23 protein-coding genes are annotated in these 26,664 nt (G+C 44.8%); 13 read left to right on the plus strand and 10 right to left on the minus strand.

The window, feature by feature from the left end; genetic code table 11:
- Nucleotides 1-106: 106 nt before the first annotated feature.
- The 4 genes from D0T92_RS03035 to hslO form a co-directional block, all read right to left on the minus strand.
- A complete protein-coding gene (locus D0T92_RS03035; protein ID WP_151050101.1) occupies nt 107-811 on the minus strand; it encodes a helix-turn-helix transcriptional regulator in 705 nt (234 codons plus the stop codon).
- Nucleotides 812-944: 133 nt separating this feature from the next.
- Nucleotides 945-1,457: an RNA pyrophosphohydrolase gene (locus D0T92_RS03040; protein ID WP_151052950.1), complete on the minus strand. Its 513-nt coding sequence runs from the start codon at nt 1,455-1,457 to the stop codon at nt 945-947.
- A gap of 197 nt (nt 1,458-1,654) precedes the next feature.
- Nucleotides 1,655-2,824: a methionine adenosyltransferase gene (gene metK, locus D0T92_RS03045; RefSeq protein WP_151050103.1), complete on the minus strand. Its 1,170-nt coding sequence runs from the start codon at nt 2,822-2,824 to the stop codon at nt 1,655-1,657.
- 455 nt (nt 2,825-3,279) lie between these two features.
- Entirely contained in the window at nt 3,280-4,203 is a 924-nt protein-coding gene (gene hslO / locus D0T92_RS03050) for an Hsp33 family molecular chaperone HslO (RefSeq protein ID WP_151050105.1), read from the minus strand.
- Nucleotides 4,204-4,470: 267 nt separating this feature from the next.
- Between hslO and D0T92_RS03055 the strand changes: the two genes are divergently transcribed.
- A complete protein-coding gene (locus D0T92_RS03055) occupies nt 4,471-5,199 on the plus strand; it encodes a YebC/PmpR family DNA-binding transcriptional regulator (protein ID WP_151052951.1) in 729 nt (242 codons plus the stop codon).
- 278 nt (nt 5,200-5,477) lie between these two features.
- Nucleotides 5,478-6,320: a class II glutamine amidotransferase gene (locus D0T92_RS03060; protein ID WP_151050107.1), complete on the plus strand. Its 843-nt coding sequence runs from the start codon at nt 5,478-5,480 to the stop codon at nt 6,318-6,320.
- A 77-nt stretch (nt 6,321-6,397) separates the two neighbouring features.
- Here the strand turns inward: D0T92_RS03060 and D0T92_RS03065 are convergent, their stop codons facing one another.
- Nucleotides 6,398-6,817, minus strand: a complete 420-nt coding sequence (locus D0T92_RS03065; protein WP_263641703.1) for a stringent starvation protein B — start codon at nt 6,815-6,817, stop codon at nt 6,398-6,400.
- A gap of 70 nt (nt 6,818-6,887) precedes the next feature.
- Nucleotides 6,888-7,493, minus strand: a complete 606-nt coding sequence (locus D0T92_RS03070; RefSeq protein ID WP_151050111.1) for a glutathione S-transferase N-terminal domain-containing protein — start codon at nt 7,491-7,493, stop codon at nt 6,888-6,890.
- A 368-nt stretch (nt 7,494-7,861) separates the two neighbouring features.
- Here D0T92_RS03070 and D0T92_RS03075 point away from each other — a divergent pair, with 368 nt between their 5' ends.
- Nucleotides 7,862-9,058 carry a family 20 glycosylhydrolase gene (locus tag D0T92_RS03075; protein ID WP_318527728.1) on the plus strand — a complete coding sequence of 399 codons (1,197 nt, stop codon included), beginning with the start codon at nt 7,862-7,864 and terminating at the stop codon, nt 9,056-9,058.
- A 506-nt stretch (nt 9,059-9,564) separates the two neighbouring features.
- Nucleotides 9,565-10,377, plus strand: coding sequence for a factor H binding protein domain-containing protein (locus tag D0T92_RS03080; RefSeq protein ID WP_151050113.1), 813 nt, complete (start codon nt 9,565-9,567; stop codon nt 10,375-10,377).
- 137 nt (nt 10,378-10,514) lie between these two features.
- Here D0T92_RS03080 and D0T92_RS03085 read toward each other — a convergent pair whose 3' ends face one another.
- Nucleotides 10,515-11,717, minus strand: coding sequence for a uracil-xanthine permease family protein (locus D0T92_RS03085; protein ID WP_151050115.1), 1,203 nt, complete (start codon nt 11,715-11,717; stop codon nt 10,515-10,517).
- A 279-nt stretch (nt 11,718-11,996) separates the two neighbouring features.
- On the opposite strand from D0T92_RS03085, the gene cmk reads away from it, so the two are divergent.
- The 7 genes from cmk to D0T92_RS03120 all read left to right on the plus strand — a co-directional run bounded on the left by cmk (nt 11,997) and on the right by D0T92_RS03120 (nt 20,027).
- Complete coding sequence (gene cmk / locus D0T92_RS03090; RefSeq protein WP_151050117.1) at nt 11,997-12,656, plus strand: (d)CMP kinase; 660 nt, start codon at nt 11,997-11,999, stop codon at nt 12,654-12,656.
- A gap of 155 nt (nt 12,657-12,811) precedes the next feature.
- Nucleotides 12,812-14,497 carry a 30S ribosomal protein S1 gene (gene rpsA / locus D0T92_RS03095; protein WP_151050119.1) on the plus strand — a complete coding sequence of 562 codons (1,686 nt, stop codon included), beginning with the start codon at nt 12,812-12,814 and terminating at the stop codon, nt 14,495-14,497.
- Between the two features lie 9 nt (nt 14,498-14,506).
- Nucleotides 14,507-14,812: an integration host factor subunit beta gene (locus D0T92_RS03100; protein WP_151050121.1), complete on the plus strand. Its 306-nt coding sequence runs from the start codon at nt 14,507-14,509 to the stop codon at nt 14,810-14,812.
- Nucleotides 14,813-15,252: 440 nt separating this feature from the next.
- Nucleotides 15,253-15,975 (plus strand): excalibur calcium-binding domain-containing protein, encoded by a 723-nt coding sequence (locus tag D0T92_RS03105; RefSeq protein WP_191963661.1) that lies wholly within the window; start codon nt 15,253-15,255, stop codon nt 15,973-15,975.
- 215 nt (nt 15,976-16,190) lie between these two features.
- Nucleotides 16,191-17,912 carry an arginine--tRNA ligase gene (argS, locus tag D0T92_RS03110; protein WP_151050125.1) on the plus strand — a complete coding sequence of 574 codons (1,722 nt, stop codon included), beginning with the start codon at nt 16,191-16,193 and terminating at the stop codon, nt 17,910-17,912.
- 131 nt (nt 17,913-18,043) lie between these two features.
- Nucleotides 18,044-19,231, plus strand: coding sequence for a hypothetical protein (locus D0T92_RS03115; protein ID WP_151050127.1), 1,188 nt, complete (start codon nt 18,044-18,046; stop codon nt 19,229-19,231).
- A 196-nt stretch (nt 19,232-19,427) separates the two neighbouring features.
- The gene (locus D0T92_RS03120) at nt 19,428-20,027 is read left to right on the plus strand and encodes a hypothetical protein (protein WP_151050129.1); all 600 of its coding nucleotides are present in this window, start codon (nt 19,428-19,430) and stop codon (nt 20,025-20,027) included.
- 67 nt (nt 20,028-20,094) lie between these two features.
- Here the strand turns inward: D0T92_RS03120 and D0T92_RS03125 are convergent, their stop codons facing one another.
- The 3 genes from D0T92_RS03125 to D0T92_RS03135 form a co-directional block, all read right to left on the minus strand.
- The gene (locus D0T92_RS03125) at nt 20,095-20,541 is read right to left on the minus strand and encodes a universal stress protein (RefSeq protein ID WP_151050131.1); all 447 of its coding nucleotides are present in this window, start codon (nt 20,539-20,541) and stop codon (nt 20,095-20,097) included.
- Between the two features lie 258 nt (nt 20,542-20,799).
- On the minus strand, nt 20,800-21,219 hold the full coding sequence (locus D0T92_RS03130; RefSeq protein WP_151050133.1) for a DoxX family protein: 420 nt from the start codon (nt 21,217-21,219) through the stop codon (nt 20,800-20,802).
- A 276-nt stretch (nt 21,220-21,495) separates the two neighbouring features.
- On the minus strand, nt 21,496-23,277 hold the full coding sequence (locus D0T92_RS03135) for an extracellular solute-binding protein (RefSeq protein WP_151050135.1): 1,782 nt from the start codon (nt 23,275-23,277) through the stop codon (nt 21,496-21,498).
- 184 nt (nt 23,278-23,461) lie between these two features.
- On the opposite strand from D0T92_RS03135, the gene D0T92_RS03140 reads away from it, so the two are divergent.
- Both D0T92_RS03140 and D0T92_RS03145 read left to right on the plus strand, forming a co-directional pair.
- The gene (locus tag D0T92_RS03140; protein WP_151050137.1) at nt 23,462-25,141 is read left to right on the plus strand and encodes an ArnT family glycosyltransferase; all 1,680 of its coding nucleotides are present in this window, start codon (nt 23,462-23,464) and stop codon (nt 25,139-25,141) included.
- Between the two features lie 146 nt (nt 25,142-25,287).
- The gene (locus tag D0T92_RS03145; protein ID WP_151050139.1) at nt 25,288-26,628 is read left to right on the plus strand and encodes an NCS2 family permease; all 1,341 of its coding nucleotides are present in this window, start codon (nt 25,288-25,290) and stop codon (nt 26,626-26,628) included.
- Nucleotides 26,629-26,664 lie beyond the last annotated feature (36 nt).

A 26,664-nucleotide genomic window follows, 5' to 3' on the forward strand; every position in this document is an offset into this window, starting at 1 on the left:
TTGTCGGGGTAGGACGGAACTAGGGTTTCGGTAGGATTCCGTTTTCTGCTATTGGCGATAATACGGGTATGCGGTGTCAGTTTTTGTCAGGAGTGTTTCAGACGGCCTAAAAATCAAAGGGTTGTAGGTTGATATTTTCTTGCCGCCGCCATTCGCCTAGTAAAATCATGTGTGGGGTTGGGTAGGGCTCCCCAATTATCGCCTCTCTGATGCGGTCGGAGCGGAAATGGCGGAAATCCTGCCTGAGTTCGCACCATGCTGAAATTAGGCGGGTATGGTCGAAATAGCCGATGGCAAACGGCCAGACGCAGCGGTTGCTTGGCCGGCCTTTGGCATCGGTATAGTTGAAAGAGAGCTTGCGGTTGCTACGGATGGCAGCACGGACGGTATTGAGAATATGTTGCTCGTGTTCGTCGTAGCCGCTAGGTTGTTTAACCGGATAAAGTACCTGAGTTTCTATCAGGCCGGATAAGTTGTCGGGTAAGATATTGTGGATTTTGGTTAACACATTTTTGGCTTCTTCACGCAGTGTGTTGTCGGTATAAGCAACCACCCAGCGCAGGCCGAGCACCAAAGCTTCGATTTCGTTTTCATTAAACATCAGCGGCGGCAATAGAAAATCTTTGTGCAAAATAAAACCTATGCCCGCTTCGGCACGAATATCCGCACCTTGCCGCCGCAGGGCTTCGATATCGCGGTAAACCGTTCGGATGCTGACAGATAAAGTGTCTGCCAAAGTTTCGGCGGTAACGGGATGGCGATGGTTGCGCAATAATTGCAATAAGCTGAGTAAGCGTTCGGATCGGGTCATAAAAATAGGCGGTAGGGCGGGGTTGTCGGATAACGAATATGGTAAGGCATTCTGATAATGATTTATATGACTAAACAGGCCGTCTGAAAAGAAAAACGCTTTCAGACGGCCTGAAAGCGTTGGGGGTATTGGTTTATTTTTCTTGCTTGCGGGTGAATTCTTCTAAGCTTTCCAAACCACGCAAAAAGCGGGAAAGTTCGCTTAACGCGCCTTCATATACATTACGTTTAAAATCAATTACTTCATCTATCGGTGCCCAATATTGATGCCAACGCCAACCGTCGAATTCGGGGTGGCTGGTAGCGCGCAGGTGAACATCGCTTTCCCGACCGACCAAGCGCAGCAGATACCAAATCTGTTTTTGCCCGCGATAAGAACCGCGCCATTCGCGGCGAACCCAATGGGAGGGAACGTCGTAACGCAGCCAGTCTCGGGTGCGGCCTAAAATTTTAACGTGGTGCGGGAGTAGGCCGACTTCTTCTAAAAGCTCACGGTACATGGCGGTTTCCGGACTTTCCCCCGGTTTGATGCCGCCTTGGGGAAACTGCCACGAATGCTCGCGCACACGTTTACCCCAGAATACTTCATTGCGGTCGTTGGTTAAGATGATGCCGACATTGGGGCGATATCCTTCTCTATCCAGCATAGTTTGCCGCCCTTTGCATAAAAATTTAATCTTTAGATTTTCCCACAATGCCGATGGTTTGACAAATTTATCCACAGGCAGACTCGGCTGTATCAGGCGCTTTAAAGCCTATGTATCCGGCCATAAAACAAGCCGTCTGAAAATGTTTTCAGACGGCCTGAACAGGGTCTATGCGGACCGGGTTTTGCTCGAAAAATTTATAAACCTGCCGCCGCTTTCAATGCCGCTACTTTATCGGTACGTTCCCAACTGAATTCGGGTTCTTCCCGTCCGAAATGGCCGTAAGCTGCGGATTTGCTGTAAATCGGCCTTAATAAATCAAGCATTTGAACAATGCCTTTCGGGCGTAGGTCGAAATGTTCGCGCACCAGTTTGATTAATTCCGCTTCGCTGAGTTTGCCGGTGCCGAAGGTATCAATGGAAATAGAGGTCGGTTTGGCAATACCAATGGCGTAAGAAACTTGAATCTGGCATTGGGTTGCCAAGCCGGCGGCAACGATGTTTTTAGCGACATAACGGCAGGCATAGGCGGCGGAGCGGTCGACTTTGGTCGGGTCTTTTCCGGAGAATGCACCCCCGCCATGCGGTGCGGCACCGCCATAGGTATCAACAATGATTTTGCGGCCGGTTAAGCCGCAATCGCCCTGCGGGCCGCCAATTACAAATACGCCGGTCGGGTTGATCAGGTATTTGGTTTCTTCGGTCAGCATGTCTGCCGGCAATACCGGCAGAATAATATGTTCTTTAACTGCGGCAATCAATTCTTCACGGCTGATATCGGGGTGGTGTTGAGTGGATAATACGACGGTATCAATGCGTTTGACTTTTCCTGTTTCGCTGTCGTATACGCAGGTTAATTGTGCTTTGGCATCGGGGCGAAGCCACGGCAGCAGGCCGCTTTTGCGTACTTCGCTTTGGCGTTGCATCAGGCGGTGGCTGTAATAAATCGGGAAGGGCATTAAGGTGGGTGTTTCATCGCAGGCATAACCGAACATCAAGCCCTGATCGCCGGCGCCTTGCTCCAAATCAACCCCTTCGCCTTCATTAACACCTTGGGCGATATCGGGCGATTGTTCGCCGAAATTTTGCAGTAGTCGGCAAGAGTTGGCACTAAAACCCAATTCGGGATCGTTATAACCGATACGGGAAATTGTATCGCGTGCCACCTGTTCGTAATCGACTTTGGCCGTTGTGGTGATTTCACCGGCCAAAACACATAAATCGGTGGCAACCAATGTTTCGGCGGCAACCCGTGCCGTAGGGTCTTGTGCCAGAATGGCATCTAAAATGGCATCGGAAATTTGATCGGCCACTTTATCAGGGTGGCCTTCGGAAACAGATTCCGAAGTAAACAAGTATTCGCTCATTTTATCGTAATGCTTTCATGAAAAAGAAAATGTTTGTTTATGGAGCCTAGATGCGGCTAGAAAACGAATTATGGTAAAAATTGTGGTTAAAGAAAAATAAAGATAAAAAGCTGTTTGTTAACAGTTCGATTCTTTGTCTACACAATATTTAATTGAGCGGAATTATAACAGAGATAAGGCAATGGCTTTTTAAACTTTAATGAATATTGCAAATGCTTGTTTGAGTATGGTTATTTTACTGTTGAGTTGTCACATATTTAGTTATTCGGCTTAAATATAGCTACGCTGGCGTTTCCTAACGGTCGCAGCCCTGCTAGAGCAAGCCCAATGTCGGTACTTTTAGAAAATTATTGTAGAAAATCAATAAAGTTTTTTGATTCATATAAGGCCGTCTGAATGCTATTTCAGACGGCCTTATTTATTATTCTTGAAAAGAATATAGTTGGATACAGATTTTATTGCAGCTGGGCGGCATTTCTTGATTCACGGTATGCTGCGGCAATATCGGTACCGAATAGTGTATTAACATCAGTTTCATCAAAAACATATTGGGCGTGGCAGAAGTCACAATCGATTTCGATGCTGCCTTGCTCCGCCAATACCGAGCCGACTTCTTCGCCACCGAGCAGAAGCAGCATATCGCTCACTTTTCCGCGCGAACAGGTGCAGGCAAATTCGATGGGTTCCGGTTCAAAAAGGCGTGGCGGTGTTTCATGGAATAAACGGTAGAGTATGTGCTGTACACTAAGCGAAAGCAGCTCTTCTTGTGTAGCGGTTTGTGCCAATGTTACGACATGCTCCCATGTTTCCGGATTAGGCTCTGATTCGGGCAGGCGTTGTACCAATAGCCCGCTGCATGCGGTATCGGAAGCGGCCAAAGTAATATAGGTATCCAATTGCTCGGAACGCTTCATATAGTTCATCAGCATTTCCGCAATACTGCCGCCTTCTAAAGGCACCACCCCTTGCCAAGGGTCGCCGTCGCGCGGTTGTAGGGTAATCACAAATACCCCGTTTTCGCCTAAAAGTTCGGCAAGGCTGTCGTCATCGTTGATTTGAGCCTGTTCATCCCAACGGGCGGTAGCGCGACAGGTGTCGGCAGAGCCGGCTTCTACCACCAGCATTTTCAGACGGCCTTGCCCTTGTACTTGCACGGTTAGGGTGCCGTCGATTTTCAGATTGCTTGATAACAATACGCCGGCTGCCAATAGCTCGCCCAGTGCGCGCCGTATAGCGACAGGGTAGTGTTTTTGGCCGACAATATGCTGCCATACTTTTTCAAGTAATACATGTTGCCCGCGGATAGGCATATCATCAAAAATAAAACGGGTGCGGTTGTCGGCGGCGGTGATTGCCGGTGTGTTGGTTTGTGTTTGCATACTTATATTTTCCTGCTTAAATTTTTCAGATGGTTTGAATATGGTTGCAAGCCGTTTTAAATCAAGTATCCCTGTAAAAACAGAATATTTTCCGGGTATTGCCGCATGGTGTTTATTGGCATTGTATTTTGGCGTAGCCTGAACGAAATGGCCGAATCGGTGCTGTTTGGCGTAGGTTTTAAAATGTTTTTTCGCTATGTTAAAATAGACGGCTTAAAAATGAATTCGGCCGTATCGCGGTGCGGGCGGCAAGGAAAGGAAAGAATAATGGCAGGCCATAGTAAATGGGCGAATATCCGCCACAAGAAAGAGCGTCAGGATGCCAAGCGCGGCAAAATTTTTACGCGCTTGATTAAAGAAATTACCGTAGCGGCCAAAATGGGCGGCGGTGATCCGAATTCAAACCCCCGTTTGCGTTTGGCTATGGATAAAGCTTTCGACAACAATATGCCGAAAGACAATGTGCAACGTGCGATTGATAAAGGTACGGGCAATCTGGAGGGGGCGGAATACGTTGAATTGCGCTATGAGGGCTACGGTATCGGCGGTGCGGCTTTGATGGTGGACTGCTTAACCGATAATAAAACCCGTACGGTTGCCGATGTGCGCCATGCTTTTAACAAAAATGGCGGTAATTTAGGCACCGATGGTTGTGTGGCCTTTAACTTTGTTCATCAAGGCTATCTGCTTTTTGCACCGGGTACGGACGAAGATGCGCTGATGGAAGCAGCATTGGAAGCGGGTGCGGAAGATGTGGTGAATAATGAAGACGGTTCGATTGAAGTGATTACCGCGCCGAATGATTGGGCTGCTGTAAAAGCCACTTTGGAAGCAGCAGGCTTTAAATCGGAAGACGGCGACGTGACCATGCGCGCGCAAAACGAAACCGAATTGAGTGGCGAAGATGCCGAGAAAATGCAAAAACTGATTGATGCACTTGAAGATTTAGACGATGTTCAAGATGTTTATACTTCTGCGGTGTTGAATTTCGAGTAAAGCTTGTTTCAGACGGCCTATTATTATTGTAAAAAGCAGGTGCTTCGCAATCGGCACCTGCTTTTTTATAAGAGAGCCATGTAATAAAGCTTTGCATTGAAAGGGCAATATAAAGTATGTTGGTTTTTCAGACGGCCTTCAATATCAGAATAATATGGTGCATTATTTGGCTGTAAAATTGTTATCGCATACTTGGAAACTACTTTAAAAAATAGTAGGTTTGCCCCACAATATAGTTCTCTGCCATGAAATAAAAGATTAAAGGAAAGGCAAATATTATGTGCCAGCTGCTCGGCATGAACTGCAATACCCCTACCGATATTGTGTTTTCTTTCGAAGGGTTCCGCCGTCGTGGTGGTTTGACTGACCATCATGCTGACGGTTTCGGTATTGGTTTTTTCGAAGGCCGCGGTGTGCGTTTGTTTCATGATGACAAACCCAGTGCGCATTCGCCGGTTGCTGATTTAATCCGTGCGTATCAAATCAAATCTGAAAATGTGATTGCCCATATTCGAAAAGCAACACAGGGGCAAACTTCGTTGGCCAATACCCATCCGTTTATGCGTGAAATGTGGGGGGAATATTGGTTGTTTGCCCACAACGGGCATTTGAAAAACTTTTTCCCCGAAATTGGGCAATATTACCATGCCGTCGGTAATACCGATTCGGAGCGGGCTTTTTGCTATATGCTCGAACAGTTGCGTACCCGTTTTCCAGAACGTCCCGATACAGATGCTTTGTTTGAAGCGGTTAAAGAGCTGACAAAAGAAATACGTGAATATGGTTTGTTTAACTTTATGATGTCAAACGGCGATTATCTGTTTGCGCATGCCAGCACACTGCTGCATTATATTGTCCGCAAAGCACCTTTTGGCGAGGCGCATTTGTTGGATGATGATGTCAGTATCGATTTTGCTGCGGTTACTACGCCAAACGATAAAGTGGCGGTGATTGCCACTTTGCCGCTAACGGCTAACGAGCAGTGGTCGCAGTTGGCGGTAGATGAGTTGGTGATGTTTTATCAGGGCGATATTGTGCGCAGAGACCGACCGGAACCGCCTGTTTATATGGGCACGGAAGAAGGTTTGGAAATTGCCCGTGCGGTAGGCGTGAGTGTTTAAGTTTGCTGGGTTTTCAAGTTAAAACTGGCCGTCTGAGTGATTCAGACGGCCAGTTTTTATGGATATAAACAGCAGCTTTATTTCACCAGTTTCAAACCTTTTTTAGGTTTCGTACCGCCATTTTCAGGTGGGGGCGTATCGTCTTTGTTTTCAGACGGCTTCTCTTCAGCACTGTCGGCGGTTTCTTTTTCGACTAAGTGCAACGGCTCGACACCCTGTTTTTCACTTTCGGTTTGATAGGGTTCCACTTCAAACCCCATGCCTTCACCGCTTTCGCGTGCGAAAATACTGATCACATGACCGATCGGAATCCAGATTTCATGTGCGACACCGGAAAAACGGGCGGAGAAATTTATCCATTCGTTATCAATGTTTAAATTGTGGCTTGCCGTTGTGCCGATATTCAGTACGATTTCATTTTCACGCACGTATTGCATGGGAACTCGGGTATGTTCGTTTACCCAAACGGCAATATGCGGTGTTTGATTATTGTCCATACACCATTCATAAAGTGCGCGAATCAGGTAAGGTTTGGTGCTGTTCACAGTTGTTTCCTTTGGGGGCGGCTTAACGTCGCATAGCTTTTTCAGCGGGCGTCAGTGCTTCGATAAAGGCTTCGCGTTGGAAAATACGTTCCGCATATTTGAGAATCGGGGCAGCGGATTTGCCGAGTTTGATGTCATAATGGTCTAAGCGCCATAATAAGGGCGACAAGGCAACATCAATCATAGAAAATTCGTCACCCATAATAAATTTGGTTTTTGAGAAAGCGGGGGCAAGCATGGTTAACCCGTTGGCAATGGCTTCGCGTGCTTTAGATTGCTCTTTGCTGCTAGCATCAGCAGATTCGAGCAACTGCACGTGTCTGAACAGCTCTTTTTCCATGCGGAACAATACCAAACGGCCACGACCGCGCATAACAGGGTCGCCGGGCATTAATTGAGGATGAGGGAAGCGTTCGTCGATATATTCGTTGATAATATTGGATTCATGAAGAATCAAATCGCGTTCAACCAAAACAGGCACTTGGTTGTAGGGGTTCATTATGGCTAGATCTTCGGGTTTGTTGAAAATATCTACATCTTTGATTTCAAAATCCATACCTTTTTCAAACAACACAAACCGGCAACGTTGGCTGAAAGGGCAGGTAATGCCCGAATAAAGTGTCATCATAATTTTTTATACTCCTACGGTAGTGCCCGTCTATATATTCAGACGGCCTGCTTCATTAGTGTGAAAATAGGTAAGATTATAGCTTATTTTATAGCTTTAAGCCAAGAAAATGAGTTTAACATCATGTTTATAAAAATAAATTTATTATTTTAAATGATTTTGAAAAGTAAAATATTTTGGTTGGTTCTAGTTCGTGCCAATAACCAAGAGTTACATCTTATCGGGAAATTATTATAAAAATTAGCGCACATTAAAAAAGAATCACGTTATAACGCATTACATTAGAAACCATTACAATATAAAGTTTAATTATGCTTAAAAAAACAAAATCTTATATGACATGCTCATCAAATTATATTCATCCGTTTATGCGTTTGAAAACTGTGTCTGTTTATCTTTTATTGAGCTTGGTGTTGGGCGGTGTAGCTGCTTGCGGTGCAACATCGGATAATAGTGGTACGACATCTTCGGCCTCTTCTGCTCAATCAAATAAATCGAATACTTCCGCGCATAAAGAAATCGGATTAATGTTGGATACTGCCCGTCATTTTTATTCGGTTAATGTGATTAAAAATTTTATTGATAATTTAGCCGCATCGGGCGGTAGTTTTTTACATTTGCATTTTTCCGATCATGAAAATTATGCTTTGGAAAGTGATTTGCTCGGGCAGAAAGTGGAAAATGCTACCCGTAGGAAAGACGGTGTATATATTAATCCGCAAACCGGTAAACCATTTTTAAGTTATCGGCAACTACAAGAGCTTATTCGTTATGCGCAGTCTAAGAATATCGAAGTGATACCGGAAGTTGGCAGCCCTAACCATATGGATGGTATTTTTAGGCTTTTGGCACATAAACATGGGCAAGGCTATGTGGATTCATTGAAATCTACTCAGGTTGATGATGAAATCAATATCAATAAGCCTGAAAGTATTGAGTTTATGAAAAAACTGATTACCGAAGTTGCTGATGCATTTGGTAGCCAGAGTAAGCATTTTCATATAGGTGGTGATGAGTTTGGTTATAGTGAAGAAAATAACCAGGAGTTTATCGACTATGCTAACAAACTGGCTTCTTTTCTGGAACAGAAAGGATTAACACCCCGTTTATGGAATGATGGGTTAATTACCAAAACGGTAGATGGATTGAACCGTAATATTCAGATTACTTATTGGAGTTATGACGGTGATACTGAAAATCAAGTTGCTGCTGTCAGACGGCGTAAAATACGTGCCAGCATGCCGGATCTTATAGATAAAGGGTTTACTGTTTTAAACTATAATTCATACTATCTCTATCTTGTACCCAAAGAGGGCGGTAATTTTAGCCATGAAGCAAATTTTGCGGGTCAAGATATTGAAAAACGTTGGAATCTGGGGGTATGGGATGGCGAAAATGTGAATAATGCGGTTCGAAATACCGACAATATTTTGGGCGCGGCATTGGCTATCTGGGGAGAGGATGCAGGCAGATTAAGCGATAAATCGATTCAGGAACATTCTTCTGGCACATTAAAAGCTGTGATCCGTAAAATCCGTGCCAATGATAATCAGGCTGGTGAATAATAATATTTTTTACCTTTATCCTGCATAATTATTTTCGTATCAAGCCGCTATCTCCTATCAGGTAGCGGCTTTGTTTATTTGTGTTTGCTATAGGCATCGTTATTATGATTTAGCTTAATAATCATTTTTTGATAGGAGATTTTTATTTCTATATTGATTTGTAAATAAAATGTAAATTATATGGATTATATTTTTATTATTTGTTTAAAATAGTAACTGTTGCAATTAAAATACAAAAACTACTCATGATATGATTTTGTTAAAATTAATTTAAATTAAATATTTATATTTAAAACAATTGTATATAAAAATAATTATGAAATATAAGTATTGATATGTCATTTTTAAAATAATTTAAGTGAAAACAAGAAAATATTTTTATAGGTGCATGGCATTTTTTTATGATGGGTGGTTGTTAAGATATGTTGGGAATTGATAATATATCCCCCGTGGCAAAGAGAACCACATTTAACCTTTACTAAAAAACAAACACAAGGATTACGGAAATGTCTACTTACAATAAAATCGGTTTGGCAGTGTTTTTAGCATTTGGTTTGGCTGCATGTGGTGGTGGCGGTAGCGGAAGTCCTTCTGCTGCAGCAACATCTACCAATCAATCGTCTAATGCTGCTTTCCGCGATGCTATGCCGTCTGCCAGCGCACAAGCGGTTAATCTTACCGATGCATCAGCCGGTTCTGTTTATAATGCGGCGGCATATAAAATTAATTTAGATGGTAAATCTTATAAAGTATCTGATTTGGCTTCTGATAAAGTGACTAACCTTGTTAATCAGGAAGGCAATGAAACTGTTCGTACATACCGTCAACAATTTTCTATCATTGCCGGTCGTTTCAGTTCCGAAAAAATTGGTGGTGAAAACCTCAAAGACGATCCGGAAATGACAACGGCGGTTGCGGAAGTAAAAAACCCGATGGTAGTCGGATTGGTTAATGGTGAGGCTACCCAAACGCTGCCGACTTCAGGTAAATATGCTTACAATGGTGCTGCATTCGGTGAAACTGAAATCGGTAAACTGACTTACAATGTCGACTTTGATAAGAGAGTAGGTAGTGGTTCAGTAACAGGTTTGGCGTCATCTGGTAAGATTGATTTGTTAGAAGCAAGTATTAAAAATACATCATTTAACAATGAAATTGATGGCACGCTTGTGACTACTCAAGGTATCGAAGGCCATTCAAACTCAGAAAAACTGGGTAAAGGTGATTACAAAGTTCACTTCTTTGGTAAGAATGCCGAAGAAATTGGTGGTGCGATTATGCAAAAGAATGGTGAAATCGGTATTGCCGGTAAACGCTAAATCGATATTGATTTGCTTTTTAGCAATGGGTTAATAAAGCCGTCTGAATAAATTCAGACGGCTTTATTTGATTGAGGAAATAAATATAAGGCCGTCTGAAACAACAACCGGCGGTTATTATTTGGTTTGGATAAAAATTATTCGTCCGGTAACAGCCTGTTCAATATAATAGCCAGAATGGCACACAGTCCGACGCCGGCAAAACTGATGCTACCGAATTTAATGACCATGCCGCCTACGCCGGTGGTTAATACCGAACTGACAATCACTAAATTTTTGGGCTTCATTAAATCCACATGTGCATCAATCAAAGTTTTCAAACCCAGTGATGCAATGGTACCGAATAGTAAAATCATAATGCCCCCCATAACAGGCAAGGGGATAGAGGCCAGAAAAGCATTGAACTTACCAAAGAAAGCCATACAGATAGCAAAAATGGCCGCCCAAGTCATGATTTTGGGATTACTGTTTTTGGTAATCATCACGGCACCGGTTACTTCACCGTAAGTAGTAACAGGCGGGCCACCGATTAAGCCGGCAACGCATACGCCTAAACCGTCACCGGCCAGTGTTTTATGTAAACCTGGGTCTTTAACATAATCATTTCCCGTGACTTTACCAATCGCCATAACCCCGCCGATATGTTCAATGGCCGGAGCGATAGCCACGGGCAGCATAAAGAGCGCGGCCTGCCAGTTGATTTGCGGAGTTATGAAGTCCGGTTTGGCAAACCAAGGTGCATTGATAATCGGTGTGGTATCTACTAACCCCATGAATAAGGCGGCAATATAGCCGGCTACCACACCGATTAGGATCGGAACCAGTTTCATCATTTTACTGCCGAACACGGCAACAATGACGGTTACGGCAAAAGTAAAACCGGAAAGTATTAATGATTGGGTATAGTCTACAGCTTGTTCGCCACCGGCCTGACCCATAGCCATTTGACTGGCTACCATGGCAACCGATAAACCGATAACCATAATGACAGGGCCGATCACAACGGGTGGAAGTAGGCGGTTAACCGTAGCCAAGCCGCGCCACTTCACCAATCCGGCAAAAACAAAATACATAAAGCCGGCAGCGAATAAGGCAAACATGGTAGAGGGCAGGCCCCACTCGCTAATCGAATAAATAATCGGTGCGATAAAAGCAAATGACGAACCGAGAAATACCGGTACTTTAAAGCGGGTGACGACTTGAAACAGCAGCGTACCGATACCGGCACCTAGTAAAGCCATAGAAGGGTTTAATCCTGTGAGAAGCGGTACCAAGACCATAGCGCCGAATGCCACGAATAAAATTTGTGCACCTGAAATGGCGAGCTTGAGTTGCTGCATGTTAAATTCCGTCATTTTTTGAGGTTGAGATGTTGCGGATTATAACGCTGCCGTTAGGTTTTGTATGCAGTAGCGGCTTGTTCGGATATTAAGGAATTTACACATTATGTTAATAATAAGGCTATAAGATAATAAAAATTAATTACAATTAAACGTGAAAGCTATATAATTCCAAGCTATCAGATTATCTATGTTTCAGACGGCCTTATATAGATAAATGAGGCCGTCTGAAAACTATTTCAGCCATTTGAACCAGTCGTAAATTGAGACGAAGTAGATATGAATTTAAACCGTAAAATCATCGCTATCGACGGGCCAAGTGCATCGGGCAAAGGAACGGTAGCATCACGCGTTGCTGCAGCACTGGGGTTCGACTATTTGGACTCGGGCGCATTGTATCGCTTGACCGCTCTTTATGCGCAGCAACAAAGTGTTAGCTGGGAAGATGAAGATGCCGTAGCCGGGTTGGCTGAAAACCTGCCGGTTGTGTTTGAAGCAAATATAATACGGTTAAATGGTCAAGATGTTTCCGATGCTATTCGTAGTGAAGAAATCGGAATGGGTGCTTCCACTGTGGCACGATTTCCAAAAGTCCGAGCAGCATTATTACAGCGACAACGCCATTTTTTAACAGATAAAGGATTGGTGGGTGATGGCCGTGATATGGGGTCGGTAGTTTTTCCCGATGCGGCTTTAAAGGTTTTTTTAACCGCATCTGCGCGAATCCGTGCCGAGCGTAGAGCGGCGCAAATTGGGATTCCTACCGAAGGCGTAGCGTTCGAACGTATTCTTTCCGATATTGAAACCCGTGATGAGGCGGATCGCCGCCGAGCTGTTGCCCCGTTAAAACAATTACCGGATGCATATTTATTGGATACATCGGATTTGAGCATTGAACAAGCTGTAAAAAAAGTGCTTGATTGGTATGCACAAATCTAACGATAATGTATAATTAAACCATATTTTCAGACTGCCTTTGATTTAAGGAAGGCCGTCTGAAAATTTTTGTATTATTGTTTGCCGCGCCAAGGGCGGCAGACTGTTTTTAAAACCAACCCCGCACGCCTTGGCAGTGTATTGAAAAGAGTTACTATATGACTATGGAAAATTTTGCCCAGCTTTTGGAAGAAAGCTTTACCCTTCAAGAGATGAATCCCGGTGAGGTGATTACCGCTGAAGTAGTGGCAATCGATAATAACTTTGTTACCGTAAATGCCGGTCTGAAATCAGAGTCTTTGATTGATGTAAGCGAATTCAAAAACGCTCAGGGTGAGATTGAAGTAAAAGTCGGTGATTTTGTTACCGTAACTATCGAATCTGTTGAAAACGGCTTCGGTGAAACCAAATTATCCCGTGAAAAAGCCAAGCGTGCTGCCGATTGGATTGCTTTGGAAGAAGCTATGGAAAACGGCGACATTCTGTCTGGCGTAATCAATGGCAAAGTAAAAGGCGGCCTGACTGTTATGATCAACAGCATCCGTGCATTCTTGCCGGGTTCTTTAGTTGACGTACGTCCTGTTAAAGATACTTCTCACTTTGAAGGTAAAGAAGTTGAATTCAAAGTAATCAAACTGGATAAAAAACGCAATAACGTAGTGGTATCACGCCGTGCCGTTCTGGAAGTGACTTTGGGCGAAGAGCGCAAAGCATTGTTGGAAAACCTGCAAGAAGGCGCAGTGGTTAAAGGTATCGTTAAAAATATTACCGATTACGGTGCGTTCGTTGACTTGGGCGGTATCGACGGTTTGCTGCACATCACCGACTTGGCATGGCGCCGTGTGAAACATCCAAGCGAAGTTTTGGAAGTCGGCCAAGAAGTTGAAGCCAAAGTATTGAAATTCGACCAAGAAAAACAACGTGTTTCATTGGGTATGAAACAATTGGGCGAAGATCCTTGGACTGGTTTGACCCGCCGTTATCCGCAAGGTACCCGCATGTTCGGTAAAGTATCTAACTTAACCGACTACGGTGCATTCGTTGAAATCGAACAAGGTATCGAAGGTTTGGTACACGTTTCTGAAATGGACTGGACCAACAAAAACGTACATCCGAGCAAAGTCGTTCAATTGGGCGATGAAGTAGAAGTCATGATTCTGGAAATCGACGAAGACCGCCGCCGTATCAGCTTGGGTATGAAACAATGTCAGCCTAATCCTTGGGAAGAGTTTGCCGCCAACCACAATAAAGGCGATAAAATCTCAGGTGCAGTCAAATCTATTACTGACTTCGGTGTGTTCGTAGGCTTGCCGGGCGGTATCGATGGTTTGGTTCACTTGTCTGATCTTTCTTGGACAGAAGCCGGTGAAGAAGCTGTACGCAAATACAAAAAAGGTGAAGAAGTTGAAGCCGTTGTATTGGCGATTGATGTTGAAAAAGAGCGTATCTCTTTGGGCATCAAACAGTTGGAAGGCGATCCTTTCGGCAACTTTATCAGCGTAAACGATAAAGGTTCTTTGGTTAAAGGTACTGCTAAATCAGTAGATGCCAAAGGTGCGGTTATTACTTTGTCTGACGATGTAGAAGCTTATCTGCCTGCTGCCGAATGGTCTAGCGAGCGTGTTGAAGATTTGCGCAACGTGTTAAAAGAAGGCGACGAGGTAGAAGCGGTTGTGGCAACGGTTGATCGCAAAAACCGCAGCATCAAATTGTCTGTTAAAGCCAAAGATGCTAAAGATAGCCGTGAAGCGTTGAATACTGTTAATGCTTCTTCAACTGCCAGCGCAGGTACGACCAGCTTGGGCGACTTGTTGAAAGCCAAACTTTCCGGTGATCAGGAATAAGGTGCCAATATGACCAAGTCTGAGTTAATGGTTCGTTTGGCAGAGGTTTTTGCTGAAAAGAATGGTACACAGTTGATGGCAAAAGATGTCGAATACAGTGTTAAAGTTTTGGTAGATACCATGACTCGTTCACTTGCAAAAGGCCAGCGTATTGAAATCAGAGGCTTTGGTAGCTTTGATTTAAACCGTCGTCCGGCTCGTGTCGGCCGTAATCCTAAAACTGGTGAACGTGTGGAAGTTCCTGAGAAATTTGTTCCGCATTTCAAACCTGGAAAAGAATTACGTGAACGCGTAGATCAAGCTATAGAAAGCTAATAAGGTTTTATCTATCAAATCAAAACGCCGCAAATGCGGCGTTTTTTTTATGACGTCACACCTTTGTAAAGTTGGTGGTAATCTGCTATTTCAGGCCATTTATCATGAATAAAATAATGAAAGCCAAATAAGAATTTACTCTTATTCAGTTTGATATGGTCAAAACTACTTCAAATCGGAATCCGCTGCCGTCTGAAAGGTTTTAGGCGATCTTTATGATGTTGCGGTTACCACGTTGGTTTAAATGTTGTTTTTTTATATAGGGTTACTTATTAATTTATAATGTTATTTTTTATTAATTCACAAATAAATTTTAAATATTTAAGAAAAGTATTCGGGAAGTGTAAAAAAATCACTATGTAAACCGCTTTCTTTGTAAAATATAGCACTTGCATAATGATGATAAATTAAGGGGACACATGCGCTATCACGGAACCATCATGCGCTGGGACTACGAGCTTGGCTTCGGATTTATTAAAGAAGAGCAAAGCAAAGCGGAAATTTTCGCCCATATCGGCGAGTTTGAAACTGAAAATCCACCGCCACGCGATGGGGAAACGGTATCGTTTGATATTGTCAGCAATCAGCGCGGTGTGGAGGAAGCAAAAAATATCCAATACAGTAACCGAACCCGTAAGCCGGCTGCCCAAGACATTGATTTTGATGATGATACACCGAAAAATTTACCGGGCTGGCTGCGCGGCATGGTTGCGGCTATTGTCGGTATCCCTCTATTGGGTGCGGCCGCTTATTATGGGCTTGACTACTGGGATAGCTATCGGGCGACACATGCCGGCAATGAAGTAGTGGTTGATGAAGTGGCCGAAAAAATGATGGCTGAACGTGCTGCATGGAAGCAAGCTGTCGAATCTACCGGTAAAAGACAAGCAGCAGGCCAGTTTCACTGTGACGGCAGGCAGTATTGCTCGCAAATGAAATCTTTTGCAGAAGCTAAGTTTTTTCTGGCTTACTGCCCTAATGTGAAGATGGATGGTGACAAAGACGGTATCCCGTGCGAAGACCAGTTTGAAGATGATGTTCGGCGTGAGCATCCCGAATTATTCAGCGGTAATGATAAAGGAGAGAAAGACGGGCTATTTGGTTGGCTTAAAAGTGAGGATGGAGAACATGGTAGCAGGCCGAAAAGAAGCAAACGCCGTTAACCATATTCTGTGGCCGTCTGAAAATATTTGATTGCTTTCCGAATAGTGTTATGTTGCGTGGCTGTATGTTAAATAATATTGGTGGATGAATTAAGTAGTATGAAACAAGAAAAAAGTGTTGGTAAATACAAATTTCTTTTAAAATAAGACTATTTTCGAACCAGGCCGTTTTCAGACGGCCTTTCTATATTGATATTCAGCAGGGCATAACCATTATGAATTTACAGCAGATCATTACAGCAGAAGCGGAAAAAGCCTTTATTCATGCAGGTATCGGTGGTGAGGCAGTGATTCTACAACCCGCTAAAAATGCCGATTTCGGTGATTTTCAAATCAACGGCGTGATGGGTGCTGCTAAAAAAGCCAAGCAGAACCCGCGCGAGTTGGCACAAAAAGTTGCCGCAGCGTTGACAGATAACAGTGTGATTGAAAGAGCCGAAGTGGCCGGGCCCGGTTTTATCAATCTGCGTTTACGCGCCGCTTTTCTTTCAGACGGCCTTCAAAAGGCTCTAGCCGATAAGCAACGCATGGGCATTGCTGAAACGGCCGATAAAAAAACCGTTGTGATTGATTATTCGTCACCCAATTTGGCCAAAGAAATGCATGTCGGCCATTTGCGTTCCAGCATTATCGGCGACAGTATCGCCCGCATTCTCGGCTTCTTGGGCCATAAGGTGATCCGCCAAAATCATGTCGGCGATTGGGGCACGCAGTTCGGTATGTTGGTGGCCTATATGGTGGAACAGCAAAAAGCCGATGCCGGTTTTGAATTGTCGGATTTGGAACAGTTTTACCGCAATGCCAAAATCCGTTTTGATGAAGATGCAGCGTTTGCCGATACCGCCCGTGATTATGTGGTGAAGCTTCAAAGCGGTGATGAGGCCGTGTTGGCATTGTGGAAGCAGTTTGTCGAAATCTCATTGCAACACGCGCAAAATGTTTACGATACTTTGGGCTTGTTGTTAAAGCCTGAAGATGTGGCCGGTGAATCTACCTACAATCACGATTTGCAAGCCGTAGTAGATGATTTGTCTGCCAAAGGCTTGGCGGTGGACGACCAAGGCGCGAAAGTGGTGTTTTTAGATGAATTTAAAAACCAAGACGGCGAAGCGTCTGCCTATATCGTACAAAAAAAAGGCGGTGGTTTCCTTTATGCCAGTACCGACTTGGCTTGTATCCGCTATCGCGTAGGCCGTCTGAAAGCCGATCGGTTGTTGTATGTGGTCGATACCCGTCAAAAACTTCACTTCGAACAGTTGTTTACCTTATCGCGCAAAGCAGGTTATTTGCCTGAGAATGTAGAAGCCGAGTTTATCGGTTTCGGCACCATGATGGGCAAAGATGGCAAACCGTTTAAAACTCGTAGCGGCGATACGGTAAAACTGGTGGATTTATTAGATGAAGCGGTAGAACGCGCTACTGAATTGGTGCGGCAGAAAAATCCTGAATTAAGCGGCGAGGATGCTGCTGAAATCGGACGGGCTGTCGGTATCGGTGCGGTTAAATATGCCGATTTGAGTAAAAACCGTACTAGCGATTATGTGTTTGATTGGGACAATATGCTCAGTTTCGAAGGCAATACCGCCCCTTATCTGCAATATGCTTATACCCGCGTTCAAAGCGTGTTCCGCAAGGTGGGGGATTGGGATACTGCTGCCGATCCGGTGTTGACGGAGCCGTTGGAAAAACAATTGGCGGTTGAATTATTGAAGTTTGAGGATGTGTTGCAAACCGCTGCCGATTCTTCTTATCCGCATTATTTGGCGGCTTATCTCTATCAGGTGGCGACACTCTTCAGCCGTTTTTATGAAGCTTGCCCGATATTAAAAGCAGAGGGTGAGGCACGAAATACCCGCTTGCAATTGGCGTTGTTAACAGGGCGTATTTTGCAGCAGGGATTGGCGCTTCTGGGAATTCGTAGTTTAGAAGTGATGTAATTCGGATAAACAGGAGGGTGAAGATTATATTTAAGTGTTAAATATATTATACAGAGTGGGTAGAAGCTGTATAATAACTGCCCCCTTTGGTATTTATTACTATATAAATTAAATAATCGGAATAACATAAAATGAAAATAAAACGCAATACAAACTACTATGCAATTGCCTGTTTGACTATGGCATTAACTTTATCCGCCTGCGGAAGCGGTGGAGGCAGTGGTCCTAGCGTTATGCCGTCGCCACCTGTACAACCAGAGAAAGAACAGCCACAACAGCCTGAAGAAATGCCGCAACCCCCGGCTAAGCCGGAAGCCGAAGCGCCACAACAGCCTGCGCCGCAACCACCCGTGGATCCAAAGCCTGAGCAGCCACAGCAGCCTAAACCTGAAGAGATGCCACAACCTCCGGTTAAGCCTGAAGCTGAAGCACCAAAAGTGCCTGCTCCGCAGCCGCCGGTGGAACCAAAGCCTGAGCAGCCAAAACAGCCTAAACCTGAAGAAATGCCACAACCCCCGGCGCCCCAACCACCGGTAGATCCAAAGCCTGAGCAGCCACAACAGCCGCCTAAGCCGGAGGACGTACCGCAACAGCCGGATACACGCTTAAAAGCGGATCAGGAAGCGTTAAGTAAGCTTGAAATTAAGAGTCCGCATTCAGGCGGAGTTTTGTCCAGTATTCCACTGAAATTGGTTATAAATGATAATAATCGAAAAGTAGAGCTTCAAGTGTTGCCACCTCATAGTTTTGTCGGTATGCCTAACTTGGAAACATTGAGAGATAGTGATGGCAAACTTATTGGTTATTACGGCCATGTAAGATATAGCGAACAAAGCATAGATATTAATAAAGAGGAACAGGCATCGCTTCGCCAATACTTTTTACAAGATATTGATACGAGTACTAGGCAGCAACCAGGAGGTATGAGCGATATTGCTTATCAAGGAAAAATGATTTATCGATATGATAATAATGGTAATAAGGCTGATGAGGCCACTGTAAAAGCTAATTACCATTGGCGCGATAAAACCTTAGATATGCGGATTACCACAAAGGATCAAGATGTTTGGACACTACATAATGGTAAAACGCAGAATAGTCCTGCATTTGTTAGTGTAGGTGAAGATGGTTCAATCGGTGGGAATTTGATATTTACCCACAATCAAGATTCCAAACCAAAATTCAACGGTCAGTTTACCGGCGGTCTGTATGGCAAAAACGGTAGTGTGTTAGCTGGTGAAGCATCATTTGTAGATAGGGAAAATGGTTGGAAAGGTGTGGTAGGTGCAACAGCTGTACCGGCACCGGAAAAACCTTAATCAATCTGATATTGATATAAAATGATAATAAAAAAGCAGAAACTTTGTTTCTGCTTTTTTTATCTGTTTTTCTTTTGCATACAATATCCTGGCATTGCGATACAATGCGTTTATCCAACATTTTCATTTTTTAGATAGTCGGAACAAAATGAATTTATCCAAGCTTAGCACGGTTTTTTTATGCCTCGGTACCTTGATGCTGAGCGCGTGCAGCCCGAGTGAAAATCAGGCACTGGCTGCGGAGCCGAGTGTACCCGTCGTATCGTCCACATCGGTGACAAAACCGGTACCGGTTTATCGGGGTAATTTTCTCAAAGATGCGGCTGCATTGGCTAAGGCGGAACATGATTTGAAAACATTACCGCGTTTTCATGGCAAGAGTTTGAAGTTTTTTGACAATATCGTTTTTTTCAGCGGCCCGCGTCCGCGCATTGAATTGGATATTCAAAACCCGGAAAACCCTGAAAGAATTGATCATTATGTTTATTGGCAGGGAACATGGCGCCGAAATGATATTTTGCGCAAACCGCCTCCGCCGGAAAGCCTTAATATTGCCCAACATCTGACACCGCTTTCGCAGGTTCGTTTTGCCGATGTGGCAGTGGTGGCTAAAGAATGGGAGCAAAAAGCCCGTTCGGTTAATGCGGTGGAGACCGATGCTTATTATGTTTCATTTGTTTATTTGAGAAGTGAAAATAAGCATTTTTGGCATACTGCAACCATTGAAGCCATTGGTGCACAATATTATTTGAGTTTTCATACCGATAAAACGGTATGGGAGTTTAAGAAATTATAATGTTATTAATATGAATACAAAGGCCGTCTGAAAATATTTCAGACGGCCTGTTCGGTATGGTTTTATCTTAGTCTTGGCGTCGAACCAACAATACCGGAATATTAGATTGGCGGACAACACCTTCTGCTACGGAGCCCATCAGTAAATGTTTCAAACCGGTGAAACCGTGTGTGCCCATAACAATCAGATCACAATGCTCGGAGCCGGCTTGGCTAACCAATACATCGGCAATTTTATCGCCGGCACTTTCCATAATAAGGTTTTCACTTTTTACGCCGGCTTGTCGTATTTCTTGCTCCGTACGCTCCAAGATTTCAATACCGGCTTTTTCAACGGCTTTTCTTAAAGCAACCGTATCGGTTATGCTGACGGTGCTGAATTCAAATTGCGCAATATCAACCACATGCACTGCCAAAACAGTTGCATCGAGCTGTTTGGCCAGTTTACAGGCTTCTTTTAATGCATAAAGAGAAGCTTTACTGTCATCGACGGGAACCATAATTCGCTGATACATTTGTTACCTCCTTATTATTTGTAGTAAAACGGTTGCTGCCCTACCGGCATGATATTGCTTTGCTGATATTTACTTATAGACTATTTTAAATAATTTTAGTTGCAATGATTGGTATATTTATTACTTTAAATCAGATTTTTGCCGGATTTTGTATAGATAGATGAATTGGTAGGCCTATTCTATTTTTGATATAAAAAACCTGTCGGCCGGCTAGCAGACAGGTTTTTTATTAGTCATTAAGACAATAGGAGGTGTGTTTTATTTTTTCTCAATCAGATGATCTATACTCCATGCCCCGGCACCGGTCAACATGAGTAAGAGGAAACCACCGGTAATACCGAAGTTTTTCATCATCTGTACTGCATCTTCCGGCGCAGCGTGGAAGATAAGGGCGGAAATTAATGTGAAGGCAGCCAATAATAAAGCAAGGATACGCGTTTGGAAACCAAACAGGATAGCAATGCCGCCACCTACTTCAAGTAGAATGGTTAATGGCAATAATGCTCCTGGAACCCCCATGCCTTCCATGTGGGCAACTACACCGTCAAATTTGTCAATTTTCCCCCAACCTGAAACAAGAAAAAGATAAACTAAAAATGCACGTGCGATTAAGGAAATCAAAGCATGCATTGTTGGGTTGGTGACGATATTTTTGACTAAAACATTCGGATTGAACATAAATATTACCCTCGTTGAAAAATTTTATGGGAATTATATATTCTCCTGCAAAAAAAAGGAGTGCATATTAAGAAACAGTGAATAAACAGATAAGAAAAAATGCTGTAAATTTAATCTAATAGTAAATTATTATTTTTTTATCAATTATTTATAATTATTTTTGCTATTGTTTTATATGATTTCAATTTAAATAAACAAAACTGCTTGGTTAAAATTATGTTGTGTCGGTGTCTGACTATCAGGTCAACACCGGTTTTTATTTATTATCAGTATTGATTATTTCTGCCATGCGGTGCTCAAGATCCAGTCGGTTGCACTGTAATATTTCGGTTGCTTGGCGGGAATGCCGAGCGTGTCGCGATAAACCACACGGTAGCGGTTGGTATACCAGTTGGGAATGATAATGTATTGATGGCGCAGTGTGCGGTCGAGGGCGCGTGCTACGGCAACCAATTCGTCACGGCTACGGAAGTTTTCAAAGCGTTTCAATAAGGTTTCGACGGCAGGATCGCATACGCCCGCCCAATTTTGGCTGCCGTTGGTTTTGGCGGCATCACAACTGAAATAACTGAATTGCTCGTTGCCGGGGCTTTCGCTGTTGCCATAGACCACGGTAGTGATATCGAAATCGAAACGATTGAGCCGTTGTTGATAGATGGCCGGATCGGCAAGGCGTATATTCAGGCGGATGCCGATTTTGGCCAAGTCGCGCTGCCATTTGGCCACAACCCGTTCAAAGGTTTTGCTGTATGTCAGGTATTCGATTGCCAATGGGGTGCCTTGTTTATCGACCAATACGCCGTTTTGATAACGGTAGCCGGCTTGCTCCAGCAGGGCGCGGGCTTTGAGCAGGTTGGGGCGGATGCCGAGTACGGCATCGGTTTTCGGTGGCTCGGGTACGTTTTTAGTGAATACGGCTGCGGGCAGGTTGCTGCGTGCGGTATTTAGTATGGCCAATTCCCGGCCTTCGGGTTTGCCGGTAGCCGCCATTTCGCTGTTGGTAAAAAAACTATTGCTGCGGGTATAGAGGCCGTAAAACAGGCGGTTGTTGAGGCTTTCGAAATCGAAGCTGAGCATCAGTGCCTGCCTTATCCGGATATCGTCAAACGGTTTGCGGCGCAGATTCATCACAAACCCCTGCATACCGGCCGTGCTTTGTTGTGTCCAATCGTGTTTGCTTAAGTTGTTTTTGGCCAATATTTTATCGGTATAAGAGCGGGCCCAGTGGCGGGCGGTGTTTTCCTGCATAAAATCATAATTGCCGCCTTTTAAGCCTTCGATGCGTACGGTGTCGTCTTTATAGTATTTGAAACGAACGGTATCGAAGTTATACATGCCTTTGCGGGTCGGCAGGTTTTGCGCCCAGTAGTTTTTATCGCGTTGAAATTCGCTTAAGCGCCCGTTTTCGGCTTTGCTTAAACGGTATGGGCCGGAACCGATGGGTATGGCATTGGCGCCGGCGGCCAAGCCTTTGGGGTAGCTTTTGTGTGAGAATACGGGCAGTTGCCCCAAAATCATGTGCAGTTCGGCATTCGGTTTTTTAAAGCGAAACACAACGGTGCGCTTACTGGGTGTTTCCACCCGATCAACATCGGCCCAATAAAATCGGTATTGCGGTGAGGCGGCTTTGTCTTGGGTGAGGGTGTTGAACGAGGCGGCTACATCTTCGGCCAAAACAGGGTCGCCGTTTTGAAAGCGGGCTTTGGGATTGATTTTGAAGGTGACCGCAAGGCCGTCGGGCGCCAGTTCCATATCTTCGGCAATCAGGCCGTACATGGCAAACGGTTCGTCCTGTCCTTTGGCGGTTAGGGTGTCGAGGGTTAACGTGCCGACACCTGCTTCATGGTCGCCTTTTAGCGTAAATGGGTTGAGGGTGTCGAAGCCGCCCGGAAGCGGTAGGGTAAACGTGCCGCCTTTGGGGGCGTTGGGGTTAACGTAATTAAACGATTGGAAGCCGGCCGGATGAAGCACTTGTTGCCCTAATGCCAAGCCGTGGGCGGCATAGGCGGATGTGGAAATGGTGGTAAACAGTAAGAATAGGGCGGTGGAAAGTTTCATTGTCGGGGCGGCGCTTGGTCGATATAAAGGCGTATTGTAGCGCAAAAACGTTTTTTCAGATTGGGGCGGCCGTCTGAAAGAATGAGCCGTCTGAAATTAGTGATCATACCGTTTACTATTCTCTACACAATCAGCACGGTTAATTTGTTACACTTGGCTTTATCTGTTTTGATGCCTGATATTTATGCTGACTTATACGCCGACCCCGCCCCGTTCCTCACCGTCTTTCCGCGAAAGACCATGGCTGCTTTTATTGCTGGCTGTGGCTTGGTTGTTGCCGGGTATTTTTTCTCGTGATTTATGGCATCCGGCGGAACCGGCTGTTTTTACGGCAATTGAGGAATTTTTTGCAGGCGGCAATATGTGGTTGCCGACCGTATTGCAACAGCCTTATTTTGAGGCCTCTCCGGTTTATATTTGGGTGGCTGCGCTGTTTCAGAAACTACTTTATCCTTGGGCGGCCGATGCTTATGCCGCTACCCGCTTTGCCAGTTTGCTGTTTACCGTTATCGGTTTGATGTGTTGCGGAAATGCCGGGTTTCGTTTGTTGGGGCAGCATCAGGGGCGTAGTGTTGCGTTGATTCTGATTGGCTGTACCGGTTTGCTGACGATGACGCATTTTCTTACCGGCTATTCGGTTGTTTTTGCTGCGCTGGGTATGTGTCTTTACGGGTTTTCACTTGCACCGACCCGTGTGATTATGGCGTCGCTATTGCTTGGCGGCGGTTGGGCGTTATTGTCGGTGTCGGTTGGCTTCTTGGTGCCATCGACACTCATGTTGACAGCGTTGGTGTTGCCGCTCAGTTCGCACTGGCGCTTCAAACGTTATTATCTGACTTTAATCGGTGCGTTTGTATTTGCTTGGCCGCTGATGTCTGTTTATCCGTTTGCCTTATTGAAAAGCAATACGGCGGCTTTTTCTCTCTGGTGGAATGATTTTATGTTTGGCCCGTTTGGTGGCATGAATAATTTTCAGACGGCCTTTTCTCTGCCTTATTATTTGAAAAATATATTATGGTTTGCCTTCCCCGCTTGGCCGTTGGCAATATGGACGCTCACCCGTAGCAAGTTGGCGCAACATGGTTGGGGGGTGTTGGCTTCGGCATGGCTGTTGGTTATCGGCTTTTTGCTGGCGATCAATCCGCACCAGTATCAGGAGCATCTGGTTTGGCTGCTGCCGCCACTGGCATTGTTGGGCGCTGCACAGCTTGACGGATTGCGCCGTGGTGCCGCTGCTTTTATTAACTGGTTCGGCATGATGACTTTCGGCCTGTTGGCTATTTTCTTATGGATTGGTTTTTTTGCGATGAATTACGGTTGGCCGGAAAAACTGGCTGAACGTTCGCATTATTTCAGCCCTTATTACACACCTGAAATTAATACCATACCGCTGGTGGTCGCACTTTTGTTTACGCCTATCTGGTTGTGGGCGATTACCCGTAAGCATATTCGCGGCAGGCAGGCGGTGACCAACTGGGCGGCAGGGGTAACATTAGTGTGGGCATTGATGATGACTTTGTTTCTGCCGTGGCTGGATGCTGCCAAGAGCCATGCGCCTGTGGTTCGGCAGATGGAGGCGGCGCTAAGCCCCGAGTTAAAAACAGCCTTATCGAATAAATTGGCCTGTATCGGTGTTGACCGCAATGCGAGAACCGCCCGCATTGCTTGGGCGCAATACGGTACGATAAATTTGGCAACGGATGCGGATGAGTGCCGGTACCGTTTAGTGCAACAGCCTAAAGGCAGTGCTGTGCCGCAAGAGTGGGATTTGATCTGGGAAGGTGCACGCCCTCGAAATAAAACAGAAGGTTTTGCTTTACTGGCCAGACATAAACCGAAAGACGATATAAAGCCAATAGAATAAAGCCGAAGTGATTTAGGCCGTCTGAATTTTTTTCAGACGGCCTAAAAAATAGCCGGAATAGATTGATAATGAAGTTTCTTCGACCATCATGCGCCTTCGCTATATAATACCTACTTGTTTACTTTTATTAATAACTTTTAACCATTATGAATACTTCACAAAACGGTTTATTGGAACGCTTGTTTAAGCTCAACGAACACGGCACCAATGTACGTACCGAGCTTCTGGCCGGATTTACCACGTTTTTAACCATGTGTTATATCGTGATTATCAATCCGAGTATTTTATCAATCACGGGTATGGATTTCGGCGCAGTATTTGTCGCTACTTGTATTTCCGCTGCCATCGGCTGTTTTATTATGGGAGCTTTAGCCAATTATCCGATTGCGTTGGCGCCCGGTATGGGATTGAATGTTTATTTCACTTTTTCTGTGGTGAGCGGCATGAAAGTGCCTTGGCAGGTGGCCTTGGCTGCTGTGTTTGTATCGGGCATTATTTTCCTGTTGTTTAGCTTTTTCAAAATTCGTGAAATGTTGGTTAACGCGCTGCCCATGAGTTTGAAAATGGCGATTGCGGCGGGTATTGGTTTGTTTTTGGCGCTGATTGCCTTAAAAAATGCCGGCCTGATTGTCGGCAGCCCGGATACCCTGGTGAAGATGGGCGAGTTTTTTGTGATAGAAGAGGGCGTTAAGCTGCCTAACTGGCCGGTGTTGTTGGCTTTGTTGGGGTTCTTTTTGATTGTGGTATTGGATTATTTCCGCATACGCGGTGCCATTATTATCAGTATTTTTGCAGTGACTCTGCTTGCTATTGTGATGGGTTTGACCGAATTTCAAGGCGTTATCGATCCGATTCCGAGTGTGGCACCGACATTTATGCAGATGGATTTTAACGGCCTATTTAACGGCAGCATGATTGCGGTGATTTTTGTTTTCTTCTTGGTGGATTTGTTTGACAGTACCGGCACGTTGGTCGGCGTATCGCATCGTGCGGGTTTATTGGTAGACGGTAAGCTGCCACGCCTGAAAAAAGCCTTGTTTGCTGATTCGACCGCGATTGTGGCAGGTGCCGTTTTGGGTACTTCTTCAACCACACCTTATATCGAAAGTGCTTCCGGTGTATCGGCAGGTGGGCGTACCGGATTAACGGCGGTGACTGTGGGCATATTGATGCTGGCGTGTTTGTGGTTTTCGCCTTTGGCTAAAACCGTACCCGCTTTTGCGACTGCACCGGCCTTGTTGTATATCGGTGTTCAGATGTTGCGCAGTGTGATTGAAATCGACTGGAAAGACATCACCGAAGCCGCCCCCGCTTTCCTGACTATTGTGTTTATGCCGTTTACTTATTCGATTGCCGACGGTATCGCTATGGGCTTTATCAGCTATGCGGTCATCAAACTGCTGTGCGGCCGCACCAAGGATGTGCCGCCGATGGTATGGATTGTGGCGATTGCATGGATAAGCAAATTCTGGTTCTTAGGGGCTTGATAGCTGTTTGTTGCCATAAACGGTTGATAATAGAGT

This window comes from Neisseria zalophi (assembly GCF_008807015.1).
Lineage (GTDB): Bacteria > Pseudomonadota > Gammaproteobacteria > Burkholderiales > Neisseriaceae > Neisseria > Neisseria zalophi.

Excerpts from the sequence above, each read along its gene's own strand:
- D0T92_RS03105 (WP_191963661.1), top strand. The coding sequence starts at position 15,253 with ATGCGCTGGGACTACGAGCTTGGCTTCGGATTTATTAAAGAAGAGCAA.
- D0T92_RS03135 (WP_151050135.1), bottom strand. The coding sequence starts at position 23,277 with ATGAAACTTTCCACCGCCCTATTCTTACTGTTTACCACCATTTCCACA.
- rpsA (WP_151050119.1), top strand. The coding sequence starts at position 12,812 with ATGACTATGGAAAATTTTGCCCAGCTTTTGGAAGAAAGCTTTACCCTT.
- D0T92_RS03100 (WP_151050121.1), top strand. The coding sequence starts at position 14,507 with ATGACCAAGTCTGAGTTAATGGTTCGTTTGGCAGAGGTTTTTGCTGAA.
- D0T92_RS03060 (WP_151050107.1), top strand. The coding sequence starts at position 5,478 with ATGTGCCAGCTGCTCGGCATGAACTGCAATACCCCTACCGATATTGTG.
- D0T92_RS03070 (WP_151050111.1), bottom strand. The coding sequence starts at position 7,493 with ATGATGACACTTTATTCGGGCATTACCTGCCCTTTCAGCCAACGTTGC.
- D0T92_RS03075 (WP_318527728.1), top strand. The coding sequence starts at position 7,862 with ATGCGTTTGAAAACTGTGTCTGTTTATCTTTTATTGAGCTTGGTGTTG.
- D0T92_RS03055 (WP_151052951.1), top strand. The coding sequence starts at position 4,471 with ATGGCAGGCCATAGTAAATGGGCGAATATCCGCCACAAGAAAGAGCGT.
- hslO (WP_151050105.1), bottom strand. The coding sequence starts at position 4,203 with ATGCAAACACAAACCAACACACCGGCAATCACCGCCGCCGACAACCGC.
- D0T92_RS03145 (WP_151050139.1), top strand. The coding sequence starts at position 25,288 with ATGAATACTTCACAAAACGGTTTATTGGAACGCTTGTTTAAGCTCAAC.
- D0T92_RS03125 (WP_151050131.1), bottom strand. The coding sequence starts at position 20,541 with ATGTATCAGCGAATTATGGTTCCCGTCGATGACAGTAAAGCTTCTCTT.
- D0T92_RS03040 (WP_151052950.1), bottom strand. The coding sequence starts at position 1,457 with ATGCTGGATAGAGAAGGATATCGCCCCAATGTCGGCATCATCTTAACC.
- D0T92_RS03115 (WP_151050127.1), top strand. The coding sequence starts at position 18,044 with ATGAAAATAAAACGCAATACAAACTACTATGCAATTGCCTGTTTGACT.
- D0T92_RS03065 (WP_263641703.1), bottom strand. The coding sequence starts at position 6,817 with ATGGACAATAATCAAACACCGCATATTGCCGTTTGGGTAAACGAACAT.
- D0T92_RS03085 (WP_151050115.1), bottom strand. The coding sequence starts at position 11,717 with ATGCAGCAACTCAAGCTCGCCATTTCAGGTGCACAAATTTTATTCGTG.
- D0T92_RS03080 (WP_151050113.1), top strand. The coding sequence starts at position 9,565 with ATGTCTACTTACAATAAAATCGGTTTGGCAGTGTTTTTAGCATTTGGT.
- argS (WP_151050125.1), top strand. The coding sequence starts at position 16,191 with ATGAATTTACAGCAGATCATTACAGCAGAAGCGGAAAAAGCCTTTATT.
- cmk (WP_151050117.1), top strand. The coding sequence starts at position 11,997 with ATGAATTTAAACCGTAAAATCATCGCTATCGACGGGCCAAGTGCATCG.
- D0T92_RS03035 (WP_151050101.1), bottom strand. The coding sequence starts at position 811 with ATGACCCGATCCGAACGCTTACTCAGCTTATTGCAATTATTGCGCAAC.
- metK (WP_151050103.1), bottom strand. The coding sequence starts at position 2,824 with ATGAGCGAATACTTGTTTACTTCGGAATCTGTTTCCGAAGGCCACCCT.
- D0T92_RS03130 (WP_151050133.1), bottom strand. The coding sequence starts at position 21,219 with ATGTTCAATCCGAATGTTTTAGTCAAAAATATCGTCACCAACCCAACA.
- D0T92_RS03140 (WP_151050137.1), top strand. The coding sequence starts at position 23,462 with ATGCTGACTTATACGCCGACCCCGCCCCGTTCCTCACCGTCTTTCCGC.
- D0T92_RS03120 (WP_151050129.1), top strand. The coding sequence starts at position 19,428 with ATGCTGAGCGCGTGCAGCCCGAGTGAAAATCAGGCACTGGCTGCGGAG.